The 12,546-nt window shown below is 73.1% G+C and carries 13 protein-coding genes; 10 read left to right on the forward strand and 3 right to left on the reverse strand.

Annotated features, from left to right (window positions below):
• Positions 1–12 precede the first annotated feature (12 nt).
• Positions 13–738, reverse strand: a complete 726-nt coding sequence (locus tag ACQKM2_RS10230; protein ID WP_427708281.1) for an SLATT domain-containing protein — start codon at positions 736–738, stop codon at positions 13–15.
• 274 nt (positions 739–1,012) lie between these two features.
• On the opposite strand from ACQKM2_RS10230, the gene ACQKM2_RS10235 reads away from it, so the two are divergent.
• The 7 genes from ACQKM2_RS10235 to ACQKM2_RS10265 all read left to right on the forward strand — a co-directional run bounded on the left by ACQKM2_RS10235 (position 1,013) and on the right by ACQKM2_RS10265 (position 7,473).
• Positions 1,013–1,357 carry a YbaB/EbfC family nucleoid-associated protein gene (locus tag ACQKM2_RS10235; RefSeq protein WP_427708283.1) on the forward strand — a complete coding sequence of 115 codons (345 nt, stop codon included), beginning with the start codon at positions 1,013–1,015 and terminating at the stop codon, positions 1,355–1,357.
• 93 nt (positions 1,358–1,450) lie between these two features.
• Positions 1,451–2,050, forward strand: coding sequence for a recombination mediator RecR (recR, locus tag ACQKM2_RS10240; protein WP_125813190.1), 600 nt, complete (start codon positions 1,451–1,453; stop codon positions 2,048–2,050).
• The gene (locus ACQKM2_RS10245; protein ID WP_427708285.1) at positions 2,043–2,717 is read left to right on the forward strand and encodes a DUF5063 domain-containing protein; all 675 of its coding nucleotides are present in this window, start codon (positions 2,043–2,045) and stop codon (positions 2,715–2,717) included. The genes recR and ACQKM2_RS10245 overlap by 8 nt, the downstream gene beginning before the upstream one ends.
• Positions 2,718–2,923: 206 nt before the next feature.
• Positions 2,924–4,204, forward strand: coding sequence for an aspartate kinase (locus tag ACQKM2_RS10250; protein ID WP_007264986.1), 1,281 nt, complete (start codon positions 2,924–2,926; stop codon positions 4,202–4,204).
• Positions 4,201–5,277, forward strand: coding sequence for an aspartate-semialdehyde dehydrogenase (locus ACQKM2_RS10255; RefSeq protein WP_427708287.1), 1,077 nt, complete (start codon positions 4,201–4,203; stop codon positions 5,275–5,277). The genes ACQKM2_RS10250 and ACQKM2_RS10255 overlap by 4 nt, the downstream gene beginning before the upstream one ends.
• A gap of 328 nt (positions 5,278–5,605) precedes the next feature.
• Positions 5,606–6,310 carry a SigE family RNA polymerase sigma factor gene (locus ACQKM2_RS10260; RefSeq protein WP_427708289.1) on the forward strand — a complete coding sequence of 235 codons (705 nt, stop codon included), beginning with the start codon at positions 5,606–5,608 and terminating at the stop codon, positions 6,308–6,310.
• Positions 6,307–7,473 (forward strand): hypothetical protein, encoded by a 1,167-nt coding sequence (locus tag ACQKM2_RS10265; RefSeq protein ID WP_427708291.1) that lies wholly within the window; start codon positions 6,307–6,309, stop codon positions 7,471–7,473. Before ACQKM2_RS10260 ends, ACQKM2_RS10265 begins: the two co-directional genes overlap by 4 nt.
• On the opposite strand, the gene ACQKM2_RS10270 is transcribed toward ACQKM2_RS10265, so the two are convergent.
• Both ACQKM2_RS10270 and ACQKM2_RS10275 read right to left on the reverse strand, forming a co-directional pair.
• A complete protein-coding gene (locus ACQKM2_RS10270) occupies positions 7,451–8,287 on the reverse strand; it encodes an SURF1 family protein (protein WP_427708293.1) in 837 nt (278 codons plus the stop codon). The genes ACQKM2_RS10265 and ACQKM2_RS10270 overlap by 23 nt on opposite strands.
• Positions 8,288–8,330: 43 nt before the next feature.
• Positions 8,331–10,166: a prolyl oligopeptidase family serine peptidase gene (locus tag ACQKM2_RS10275; protein ID WP_427708295.1), complete on the reverse strand. Its 1,836-nt coding sequence runs from the start codon at positions 10,164–10,166 to the stop codon at positions 8,331–8,333.
• A gap of 109 nt (positions 10,167–10,275) precedes the next feature.
• Here ACQKM2_RS10275 and ACQKM2_RS10280 point away from each other — a divergent pair, with 109 nt between their 5' ends.
• The 3 genes from ACQKM2_RS10280 to ACQKM2_RS10290 all read left to right on the forward strand — a co-directional run bounded on the left by ACQKM2_RS10280 (position 10,276) and on the right by ACQKM2_RS10290 (position 12,525).
• Positions 10,276–10,443, forward strand: coding sequence for a hypothetical protein (locus ACQKM2_RS10280; protein WP_164720908.1), 168 nt, complete (start codon positions 10,276–10,278; stop codon positions 10,441–10,443).
• Between the two features lie 176 nt (positions 10,444–10,619).
• Entirely contained in the window at positions 10,620–11,921 is a 1,302-nt protein-coding gene (gene codA, locus ACQKM2_RS10285; protein WP_427708297.1) for a cytosine deaminase, read from the forward strand.
• Between the two features lie 10 nt (positions 11,922–11,931).
• Entirely contained in the window at positions 11,932–12,525 is a 594-nt protein-coding gene (locus tag ACQKM2_RS10290; RefSeq protein ID WP_427708298.1) for an HD domain-containing protein, read from the forward strand.
• Positions 12,526–12,546: the final 21 nt, after the last annotated feature.

A 12,546-nucleotide genomic window follows, 5' to 3' on the forward strand; every position in this document is an offset into this window, starting at 1 on the left:
CGCCCCGGGGACTCAGCGCGGCTGCTCCGGCGGCCGCTGGCGCGGCATGTTCGGGCGGGTGCCCGGCGGCAGCGGGAAACGGGCCGGGGGGATCCCCGGGTCCGGGCGGGCGGGCGCCCCGGCCATGGACTGCATCAGCAGCGGTGCCGGACCGGCCCGGAACTCCACCATCCAGTCGGCCGTCTCCGAGCGCACGAGTTCCGTGACGTCCTCCGAGAAGCGGCGCAGCACTGTCAGGCACCGCTCGGCGGCCTCACTGGCCGTCCCCTCGGTGGGGCCCAGCACCTCGCGCACGTTCTCCGAGGCCCAGTCGAACTGGAGCGTCTGCAGCCGCCGCTGCACCGCCTGCGCCGTCGCCACGTCCCGCATCCACCCGGACGTCAGCCCGAAGAAGCGGTCGCAGGCCATGCAGGCCGCGGCGAGCAGCAGCGACAGGTAGCCGTACGGGGCCGCGCCGGGCGCGGAGCCCGTCAGCTCCAGCAGCGGCATGGCCGCGCCCGTGACGGCGCCCACGGCCGCCCCGGCCCGCAGCGCCCGCGCCCCCCGGCGCTTCCACGCACGGTCGGACAGGTACCACTCGGCCGTGCGCAGCGCATCGGCCTCCACCCGCCGGTAGAGCTCGTCGAGCCGCTCGGCGGGCTCTCCCCAGTCCCCGAGAGGGAACGGCCGGCCGGTAAGGTCGCCGTCCTCTGCGGGATCCCGGGGTGGCCCCTCGGGCTGCATCTCCGGCTGACTCACCCGGCACTCCCTCTGCCTGCGCTGACGTGTGGTGCGCGTGTGCGCAATGGTGCGCATGCTCTTCCTACCTTCGAATGACGCGCGATGGGCAACGAATCCCGGGTTTTCCGCCCACAAGGAGGGCTCCATCAGGTACGCGCACGCCCCGTCTCTCACCCGAAAGAGTTGGTCCTCCCGGCGTAGGGCGCGGCGCCCGGGGAGCACGTAGGCTCGGATTGACCGAGCCTTCCCCGAAGGCGATCCGCAGCCGTTTCGACGTACGGAGTGAGTACCTGTGATTCCCGGTGGTGGCCAGCCCAACATGCAGCAGCTGCTCCAGCAGGCCCAGAAGATGCAGCAGGACCTCGCCGCGGCCCAGGAGGAGCTGGCCGTCGCCGAGGTCGAGGGCCAGGCGGGCGGCGGCCTCGTGAAGGCGACCGTCACCGGTTCCGGTGAACTGCGCGCCCTCGTCATCGACCCGAAGGCCGTGGACCCGGAGGACACCGAGACCCTCGCCGACCTGGTGGTCGCGGCGGTCCAGGCGGCCAACGAGAACGCGCAGGCGCTCCAGCAGCAGAAGCTGGGACCGCTGACCCAGGCCCTGGGCGGCGGCAGCGGCATCCCCGGCCTTCCGTTCTAATCGCTCCCGCGGACCGCTCCGGCGGACCGCACCCGCACCTCCCGCACCCGCACCCGCACCCAGAAGCACGCAGAAACGAAAGAAGGCAGTCCGTTGTACGAAGGCGTGGTCCAGGACCTGATCGACGAACTGGGCAGGCTGCCCGGCGTCGGGCCCAAGAGCGCGCAGCGGATCGCCTTCCACATCCTGCAGGCCGAGCCCACCGACGTCCGGCGCCTCGCGCACGCGCTGCTGGAGGTCAAGGAGAGGGTCCGCTTCTGCGCGGTGTGCGGGAACGTGGCGCAGGAGGAGCTGTGCGGCATCTGCCGTGACCCGCGCCGCGACACGGCGGTCATCTGCGTGGTCGAGGAGCCGAAGGACGTCGTCGCGATCGAGCGGACCCGCGAGTTCCGGGGCAAGTACCACGTCCTCGGCGGGGCGATCAGCCCGATCGAGGGCGTCGGCCCGGACGACCTGCGGATCCGCGAGCTGCTGGCACGACTGGCGGACGGTGCGGTCACCGAGCTGATCCTCGCGACCGACCCGAACCTGGAGGGCGAGGCCACCGCCACCTACCTCGCCCGCATGATCAAGCCCATGGGCCTTAAGGTCACCCGCCTGGCCAGCGGGCTCCCCGTCGGGGGAGACCTGGAGTACGCGGACGAGGTCACGCTCGGGCGGGCCTTTGAAGGAAGGCGACTTCTTGATGTCTGACGCAACGCTGCACGCCCTGGGACAGGATCCGGACGACTTCGCCGCCTCGATCGCGGACCAGATCGAGTCCTTCATCGTCGCGGTCACCGAGGTGGCCAAGGGCGAGGACCCGGACAGCGCCGTCCCCTTCCTCCTCCTGGAGGTGTCCCAGCTGCTGCTGGCGGGCGGCCGGCTGGGCGCGTACCAGGACGTCCTGCCCGAGGAGCGCTACGAGCCCGACCTGGGCCCGGAACCGGACGTGGACGACCTGCGCGAGCGGTTCGCCCTGATGCTGGAGCCGGTCGACATCTACTCCGAGGTCTTCGACCCCTACGAGCCGCGCAAGGCCCCGGTCGCGCACCGGATCTCCGACGACCTGGCCGACGTGGTCGCCGACCTGCGGCACGGGCTGATCCACCTCCAGGCGGGCCGGGTCACCGAGGCCCTGTGGTGGTGGCAGTTCTCGTACTTCACCAACTGGGGCCCGACGGCCTCGGCGATGCTGCGCGCCCTCCAGTCGCTGATCGCCCACGTCCGCCTCAACCAGCCGCTCGCGGCCCTGGACGGCCTGGACACCGACGAGGACATGGCGGAGGACGAACTCGCGGAGCAGGCCGGCGCGGTCATGGCCGAGGAGCTCGGCCGGCTGGGCCGCCGTCCGGCCGCCCGGCAGGCGGGCGACCGGTAGACGGGCGGCCGGCAGGCGGGCGACCGGTAGACGGGCGGCCGGCAGGCGGGCGGCCGGCAGGCGGGCGACCGGCTAGCGAACCGCGTCTGACCACGGGTGATCACGGGATGAACTGTTCATCTCACGATGTGGTACTCGTCGGCCGTATCGCGGTCGCTCGTTAGACTGACCGGCGACCGCAGTACTGGAATGAGCGAGGAGCGCACGTGGGCCTTGTCGTGCAGAAGTACGGAGGCTCCTCCGTAGCCGATGCCGAGGGCATCAAGCGCGTCGCCAAGCGGATCGTGGATGCCAAGAAGAACGGCCACCAGGTGGTCGTCGTGGTTTCCGCGATGGGCGACACGACGGACGAGCTGATCGATCTCGCCGAGCAGGTATCCCCGATGCCTGCCGGGCGTGAATTCGACATGCTGCTGACCGCCGGAGAGCGGATCTCCATGGCCCTGCTGGCCATGGCGATCAAAAACCTGGGCCACGAGGCCCAGTCGTTCACCGGCAGCCAGGCAGGCGTGATCACCGACTCGGTCCACAACAAAGCGCGCATCATCGATGTGACGCCGGGCCGCATCCGCACCGCGCTGGACGAGGGCAACATCGCCATCGTCGCCGGTTTCCAGGGCGTGTCCGCGGACTCCAAGGACATCACCACCCTCGGCCGGGGCGGCTCGGACACCACCGCCGTCGCGCTCGCCGCGGCGCTGGACGCCGAGGTCTGCGAGATCTACACCGACGTCGACGGCGTCTTCACCGCGGACCCCCGCGTCGTGAAGAAGGCCCGGAAGATCGACTGGATCTCCTCCGAGGACATGCTGGAGCTCGCGGCCTCCGGTTCCAAGGTGCTCCTGCACCGCTGCGTCGAGTACGCGCGCCGCTACAACATTCCGATCCACGTCCGGTCGTCCTTCTCCGGACTGCCGGGTACCTGGGTCAGCAACGAGAAGCCCGAGTCGCAAGGGGACGAGCAGGTGGAGCACGCCATCATCTCCGGAGTCGCCCATGACGTCTCCGAAGCCAAGATCACTGTCGTCGGCGTTCCGGACAAGCCGGGCGAGGCCGCGGCGATCTTCCGCGCCATCGCGGACGCCGAGATCAACATCGACATGATCGTCCAGAACGTGTCGGCGGCCTCCACGGGCCTGACGGACATCTCCTTCACCCTCCCCAAGACCGAGGGCCACAAGGCCATCGACGCCCTGGAGAAGGCGAAGGCGCAGATCGGCTTCGACTCCCTGCGCTACGACGACCAGATCGGCAAGATCTCCCTGGTCGGCGCGGGCATGAAGACCAACCCGGGCGTCACCGCCTCCTTCTTCCAGGCGCTGTCCGACGCGGGCGTCAACATCGAGCTGATCTCCACCTCCGAGATCCGCATCTCGGTCGTGACCCGCCAGGACGACGTCAACGCGGCCGTCATCGCCGTCCACACGGCCTTCGGCCTCGACTCCGACAGCGACGAAGCCGTCGTCTACGGAGGCACCGGACGATGAGTCCGCACCGGTCGGCCCCGGCCCCGGCGCTCGCCGTGGTCGGGGCGACCGGGGCGGTCGGAACGATCCTGCTCCAGATCCTGTCCCAGCGGGCGGACGTCTGGGGCGACATCCGCCTGATCGCCTCCTCGCGCTCGGCCGGCCGCGTGCTGGCCGTCCGCGGCGAGGAGACCGAGGTGCTCGCCCTCACCGAGGACGCCTTCGAGGGCCTCGGCGCGGGCGACGTCGTGCTCTTCCTGACCCCGGCCGAGGTGTCGGCGCACTGGGCCCCCGTGGCCACCGCGCGCGGTGCCGTCGTGGTGGACCAGTCCGCCGCCTTCCGGGAAGACCCCGAGGTGCCCCTGGTGGTGCCCGAGGTGAACGGCCACGCCGTACGCGGCCGCCCGCGCGGGATCGTCGCGGGCCCGGACTGCGTGACCGCCGCGATGATCGCCGCCGTGGGCGCGCTGCACGCCGAGTACGGGCTGGCCGAGCTGGCCGTCTCCTCGTACCAGGCCGCGAGCCGCTCGGGCCGCGCGGGCGCGGAGGCGCTGCGCAGGCAGCTGACCCAGGTCGCCGGAAGCCCCCTCGGGGAGCTGCCCGGGGACGTGCGCCGGGCCGTGGGCGAGGACACCGGACCCTTCGCGGCGCCGCTCGCGCTGAACGTGGTGCCCTGGTCCGGGGAGCTGCGCGCGGACGGCTGGTCCTCGCACGAGCTGGCCGTACGGGCGGAGACCCGGCGGATCCTGGGCCTGGACTCGCTGCCGGTCGCCGTGACCTGCGTCCAGGTTCCGGTGGTGACCGGGCATTCCCTGACGGTACGGGCCCGCTTCGAGCGGGAGGTGGCCGCGGCGCACGCCCGGGAGGTGCTGGAGGCGGCGCCCGGGGTGGTCCTCGTCGACGATCCGGCGGCCGGGGAGTTCCCGACGCCGGCGGACGCGGCCGGTACCGATCCCGCCTGGGTGGGACGGCTGAGGGGCTCGCTCGACGACCCGAGGGCCCTGGAATTCTTCGTGTGCGCGGACAATCTACGCAAAGGTGCCGCGCTGAATGCCGCCCAGATCTCGGAACTGATCGCGGGTGAATTCGCGTAATCCGCTTTGTAGGATCGACATCGATCCCGTGATCAAGGTGATGGCCCGACTGCCGCCTGGATGAATGGGGCAATCGGGAAGAGCGGGTACGCATGAAGGCAATGGGGAAATTGCTGAATACTCTGCCTGGCGCGTACAACCCTGACGGGGGGACGCGTGTCCAACGGGCGTGGCAGAGGCACTGTTGGACGCGGTCGTCCTACCGGCGCGCAGCGGGATCCTTCCCTCGCGCCGGCGCCCAGGCGCGCCCGGCGGCGGATTCCCTGTGATCGTTCCCGTCCCGCCGGCCAGCGTGCCGCACATCGCACCACCGACCCGGGGCGGCCGAGTGCCCTCGCCCCGCGATAGCGCGGACACCGCCACGAGCCCGCAGCCGGCCGGTGCCCTGCCCGCCGGTGCCCTGCCCTCTGCTGCCCTGCCCGCGCCCGGCGCTGCGATACCCGAGGCTCCGGCACCCGGGGCCCTGAAGCCCGGTGCCGACGCCGCTGTCGGCTCCGGTGTCGAAGCCGGTGCCGACGCCGAACGGCCGGTCGTGGCCGGCACCACCGTCGACCACCTCACCGAGACCTACCAGGCCCACTACCGCTCCCTGCTCGGCCTGGCCGCGCTCCTCCTCGACGACACCGCCTCCTGCGAGGACGTGGTCCAGGAGGCCTTCATCCGCGTCCACTCGGCCCGCAACCGGGTACGGGACCGGGACAAGACCCTGGCCTATCTCCGCCAGACCGTCGTGAACCTCTCGCGTTCCGCGCTGCGCCGCCGCATCCTCGGTCTGAAGCTGCTGTCGAAGCCGATGCCGGACATGGCCAGCGCGGAGGAGGGGGCCTACGACCAGCTGGAGCGCGACGACCTGATCAGGGCGATGCGCGGGCTCCAGCGCCGTCAGCGCGAGGTGCTCGTACTGCGCTACTTCGCCGACATGACGGAGGTCCAGGTCGCCGAGACGCTCGGCATTTCGCTCGGCTCGGTCAAGGCGTACGGATCGCGGGGCATTGCCGCGCTGCGGGTGGCGATGGAGGCTGCGCAGTCATGAGGGACGACCACGAGAACCTGCCCGGCCCGGCCGGCGAGGCCACGGCCGACGAGCAGCTGCTGCGCGGCCTGCTGGCCGGAGCCGTTCAGGGGCTGGAGCCCTCCGACGGGGCCCTGGAGCGGCTGCGGCACGCGGTGCCCGCGCGCCGGGCCCGCAAGCGGCAGGCCCTGCTGGCGGCGGCCGCGGTGGCGCTGCTGGGCGGCACCGCGATCCCGGCCGCGCTGCACCTGAACGCCGACGAGGGGGCGGTGGCCGGGCACTCGGCCATGGCCGGCCACGGGGAGTCGCAGGGCCCCAAGGCGGCCGACGCCTCCGACCCGCGGCAGAACGGCTCCGACGCCGTGGCCGGGCCCCGGCCGGTGGGGTCACCGGGCGGCGGCCAGACCACGGGCGGCGGCACGCAGCCGTCCCCGCGCACGGGCGGTTCCCCGTCCGGCGGCACGTCCGCGGGCCCCTCCGGTACCGCGGCGGGCGCCCCCACGGGCGGCGCCGGCCACGGACCTCTGCCCCCGGTGGGCGCGGCCCCCGGTGTGGCGCCGGGGTGCACGGCCGACCAGCTGGGCGTGTCGGGCAGTGCCCGCGCCCCCGAGACGGACGGCAAGGTCTTCGGCAGCTTCAAGGTCACCAACGTCTCCGCGCGGGGCTGCACGGTCGCCGGCCCGGACACCGTGACCGCCGCCTCGGTGGCCTCGGTCGGCCCGCCGCCCGCCCAGCCGGCCGCACCGCCGGTGACGGTGACGGGCCACACGGCGGGGGACCCGGCGAGCGCGCTGCTGCCCGACCCGTCCGCCGAGGCGCCGGTCGTGCTGCTCCAGCCCAACACCGCGTACGAGGTGCGGTTCGCCTGGGTGCCCTCCGGGCAGTCCTGCCCGGTGGCGAAGCCGGCGCCTTCGCTGGGGTCCCAGCAGGAGGGCGGTGCGGCGCAGCCCACGGCCGGCAGGGAGGGCGGTGCGGCGGGCGGTACGGCAGGCGCCACCGAGCCGGCGGGTGCCGACGCGGCCCCGGCCAAGGATCCGCAGACCGGCTCCCGGAGCCCGGCGGCGACCGGGGTGGAGGTCTCCCACACCCCGGGCACCGGCGCCCCCGTCACCCAGACCACCATCCCGGCGGCCTGCGGCGGCACGGTCTACCGCACGGGCCTCATTCCGCCGGGCGCGCCGTAGCCGGCTCCGGCGTCGGCTCCGGCTTCCCGGTGGCGTCCGCGGCCGCGGACGCGGGGGCCTCGGCGGGCAGCAGTCCCGCCTCGGCGTCGCGCAGGGTCTCCACCTCGCGCCGGTAGAGCCGGAACCACATGAAGAGCACGAAGGCGACGAAGACGAACCACTCGCCGGTGTAGCCGAGGTTCTGGAAGGCCTTCAGGTCCAGCCCGGTGTTGTTCGGCGCCTTCGCCGGCACCGGGGTCATCCCGTCCACCGGCGTCTGTACCGTCAGCCAGGCGTCGTACAGCGGCTCGTGCACCAGGTTGACCAGCGTGGCCGCCCCGATCACCCCGAGCTGGCCCGGCGGCAGGCCGCCCTGCGCGTGCACGCCCTTGGTGCCCGAGTTCTCCGAGGACTGGAGGGCCCCCGTCACCTCGACCCGGCCCGTCGGCGGGGCCGGCGCCTTCGCCGCGTCGGCCGTACCCGGCAGCCAGCCCCGGACCACCGGGACCGTCTTCCCGGAGTCGGTCCGCAGCAGGGTCAGGACGTAGAAGCCGGGCTTCCCGCCGAGGTCCCGTTCGGGGACGAGCAGCTGCTGCCCGTACTCGCCGGCCGTGGAAGCCGGCCGCCCGGAGGTCTTCGTGTCCACCGGGAGCAGCGAGTCCAGCGGTTCGGCCGCCTGGTCGGCGGGCCGCTCGGCCTGCGCCTCCTTGTGGCTGCCGACGCGGTCCTCGAACCGGCCGAGCTGCCAGGTCCCCATGAACAGGCAGAAGGGGATGGCGAGCGCGACGAAGACGTTGATCCCCCACCAGCGCGGGGTCAGGAGAAACCGGTGCACCCCACCAACGGTACGGGGGGTGCACCGGAAGCCCGGGGCCGGGTCAGCGCGGAAGGCCCTGAGGCAGGTGCTTCAGGGCGAATTCGAGGTCCATCCGGACCTGCTTGATGCGCTCCTCCACGACCAGCGAGCCGTGTCCCGCGTCGTAGCGGTACACCTCGTGCACCGCGCCGCGGGCCGCGAGCCGGTCGACGTAGTTGTCGATCTGCCGGATCGGGCAGCGCGGGTCGTTGACGCCCGCCGCGATGTGCACCGGCGCCTTCACCGCGTCCACGTACGTGAGCGGCGAGGACGCCTCGAACCGCTCCGGGACCTCCTCCGGGGTGCCGCCGAAGAGCGTGCGGTCCAGGGCCTTCAGCGCCTCCATCTCGTCGTGGTACGCCGTCACGTAGTCCGCCACCGGTACGGCGGCCAGCCCGACCGCCCAGTCGTCGGGCCGCATGCCGATGCCGAGCAGCGTCAGGTAGCCGCCCCAGGACCCGCCCGACAGCACCAGCCGCGCCGGATCCGCGAGGCCCGAGGCCACGGCCCACTCCCGGACCGCCGTGATGTCCTCCAGCTCGATCAGGCCGACCCGGTGCTTGAGGGCGTCGGTCCACTCGCGGCCGTAGCCCGTCGAGCCCCGGTAGTTGACGCGGACCACCGCGAAACCGTGGTCCAGCCAGGCCGCCGGGGTGGCGGCGAAGGCGTCGGAGTCGTGCCAGGTGGGCCCGCCGTGGATCTCGAAGACCGTCGGGAAGGGGCCGTCACCGTGGCCCACGGGCCGCTGCGCGAGCGCGTGGATCCGCCCGCCGGGGCCCTCCACCCAGACGTCCTCCACCGGGACCGAGGCCGGCGGCCGCATGCCCGGCGGGTCCAGCACGATCCCGCCCGCGGTGGACCGCACGACGGCCGGCTCGGCGGCCGAGGACCACTGGTACTCCACGGTCCCGTCCGGGCGGGCCGTGGCACCCGACACCGTTCCCGGCGGCGTGTCCACCCGTACGAGCTCGCGCGCGGCCAGGTCGTAGCGCCACAGCTCGCTGCGCGCCTCGAAGCTGTGCGCGATGAGCAGCGCGCTCCCGTCCGGGTACCACTCGGCGCTGACGTCGCCGGGCAGGTCGACGGCCAGGTCCTCCTCCGCCCCACCGGCCACGTCCCACACCATCGGCTCCCAGCGGCCGCGCCGCTGGTGCCCGATGAGCAGCCGGGTGTCCCCGGCGACGGGTGCGAAGCCGAGCACCTCCAGGCCCAGTTCCTCGGTGCCGCCCCGGGAGTCGTCCAGCTCGGCGACGGTGGCGCCGTCGAGGGTGATCACGCGCAGCGCCGAGTGCATGGCGTCGCCGTGCTCGGTGTGCTCGATCGCGAGGAGGGTCCCGTCGTACGACAGGTCGCCGACGCCGGCCGACTCGCGGTGCCGGTAGACGACCTCGGGGGCGGCCCCGGGCCGTACGACGTGGACGGTGGAACCGTCCTCGTCGGTGGACCGGCCCACGACCGCCGTGCCGTCACGGCCGATGGCGAGGCCGGCGGGGTAGGAGGGCTCCAGGCCGGGGGTGGCGGGCTCGTCCGGTCCGCCCGCGAAGGGCTGGCGGACCCAGGTGCCGAACTCGTCGCCGTCGGTGTCGGAGAACCACCAGATCCACTCCCCGTCGGGGGAGAGCGTGCCGTCGGTGGTGCCGTTGGGGCGGTCGGTGGCCTGCCGCTGCGTGCCGGTGGCCCGGTCCCAGGCGTAGAGCTCGTAGGTCCCGGTGGCGTTCGAGACGAAGAGCGAGCGGTCCGGGGCGTCCTCGGCCCATTCGGGAAGGCCCACGCGCGGCGCCCGGAAGCGCTTTTCCCAGTCGGGCATCTCGGAAGCGGGTGCGGTGCCGGGGGTCAGGTCGCTGTCGCTGCTGGTCATGCGCTCCATTCTTACGGGTCCGGCCGCGGCGGGCGGCCGGGATGCCGACTGGGCCGAATGGGCGCATGGTGGTGTGCGTACGCCGAACGCTTGCGAGAGGGTGTTGATCATGGCCAAGAAGGCTCGTACCGGCCACCACAGCCACCAGGATTCCGAACGCGCGATGGCGAAGAACACGGCGGCCGAGGCACGGGCCAAGGCCGCGGGCAGAGAGGCCCAGTCGCTCTCCGCGAAGACGCGAGGCATGCAGCAGAAGGCACAGGCCAAGCGCGGCTGAGCCTCGGCACCGGTCACCGGCCCGATGTTTCACGTGAAACGTCGGGCCGCGTGCCGGCCTGGGGCCGAGGGCCGCCGTGCGTCCGAGGGCCGCCGTGCGTCCGAGAGCCGGCGTGAGTCCGAGAGCCTAGGCCGAGCCGCGTGCGCGCCCACGGTGGTGTCCCTAGGCTGGACCGCATGCGGATGATCGTCCGGGGTGCCCGGCTGCTGCACGAAGACGGCCTGTCCGACGTGGAGGTCGCCGAGGACGGACGGATCGCGCGGGTGATCCCGTACGACGACCAGAAGGAGCCGCCCGCGACCGGCGTGCTCATCGAGGCCCACGGCGCGCTGCTCACCGCCCCCTTCGTCGAGCCGCACATCCACCTGGACACCGCCCTCACCGCAGGTCAGCCCCGCCCGAACGCCTCCGGCACCCTGTGGGAGGGCATCGCCTGCTGGAGCGAGCGCAAGCGCACCCTGACCCGCGAGGACGTGATCGCTCGGGCCACCGAGGTGCTGCGCTGGCAGGCGGCCAACGGCGTGCTGCACGTCCGTACGCACTGCGACGTCACCGACCCGTCCCTCACCGCGCTGGACGCGCTGCTGGAGGTCCGCGACCGGGTGCGGGACGTCATGACCCTGCAGATCGTCGCCTTCCCACAGGAGGGCATCGTCTCCTTCCCCGACGGCGAGGCGCTGCTGCGCGAGGCCGTCGCCCGCGGGGCGGACGTCGTCGGCGCGATCCCGCACTTCGAGGACACCCGAGAGGACGGCGTCGCCTCGCTGCGGACCGCGTTCGCGGTGGCCGAGGAACACGGACTCCGCGTCGACGCCCACTGCGACGAGATCGACGACGAACAGTCCCGCTTCGTGGAGGTGCTGGCCACCCTCGCCCTGCGCTCGGGCCTGCGCGAGCGCGCCACCGCCTCCCACACCACCGCCATGGGCTCCTACAACGGCGCCTACAGCTTCAAACTCCAGCGGCTCCTGTCCCGTTCGGGCATCAACCTGGTAGCCAACCCCTTCGCCAACCTCAACCTCCAGGGCCGCTTCGACGCCTATCCCAAGAGGCGCGGCCTCACCCAGGTGAAGGAGATGCTGGCCGCCGGGGTCAACGTGGCCTTCGGCCACGACGACGTGATGGACCCCTGGAACGCGCTCGGCACCGCCAATCCGCTCCAGACCGCCCTCGTCGGCCTGTACGCCGCCCAGCTCACCGGCGCGGACGACATCCCGCTCGCGTTCTCGATGGTGACGGAGCGCGCGGCACGCGTCCTCGGCCTGTCCTCCGCCGAGTACGGGATCACGCCGGGCGCCCCCGCCTCCTTCGTCCTCCTCCCGGCGCCCACCCCGGCGGAGGCGATCCGCCGCCAGGTCCGGCCGCGGTACGTCGTCTCGCGCGGCACCGTCCTCGCCGAAACCCCGCCCGCACCGGCCCGGTTGTGGTGGCCGGGAGAGGAGGGCCCGTCGGCGGTGGACTTCACGGCACCCCTCTAAGGTGCGGTCCATGACGTGGACCCTTCACAACCTCGACTCGGGCACGGCCCGTTCGGCCTTCGAGATCGCTTCGGAGTACGCCGACGCCGCCCTCCTCAACCACTCCGTCCGCTCCTACGCCTTCGGCGCCGAGTACGCGCGCGTGCACGGGCTCTCGTACGACGCGGAACTGCTCTACGTCAGCGCGCTGCTCCACGACCTGGGCCTGACCGCGCCGTTCGACAGCCACACCCTGCCCTTCGAGGAGGCCGGCGGACACGTGGCCCGGCTCTTCACGGCCGGCCTGGGCTGGCCCCCGGCCCGCCGGGCCCGCGCGGAGGAGGTCATCGTGCTGCACATGCGGGACGACGTCACCGCCGCCGAGGACGTCGAGAGCCACCTCCTCCAGGTGGGCACCAGCGCCGACGTGTCCGGCCTGCGCGTGCCCGACTTCGACCCGGCCTTCCTGGCCGGCCTGCTGGAGCACTACCCCCGCCTCGGCTTCGGCCCCTCCTTCCTCGCCCTGGTCGAGGACCAGGCGGCCCGCAAGCCCACGTGCGCGGCGGCGTCCTACGTCGCGGGCGGCGCGGCGAAGCGCATCGCCGCGAACCCCCTGGACGCGTGACGCGCGGGGGCCGGCCGGGCG

The organism is Streptomyces sp. NPDC004126 (genome assembly GCF_050275515.1).
Lineage (GTDB): Bacteria > Actinomycetota > Actinomycetes > Streptomycetales > Streptomycetaceae > Streptomyces.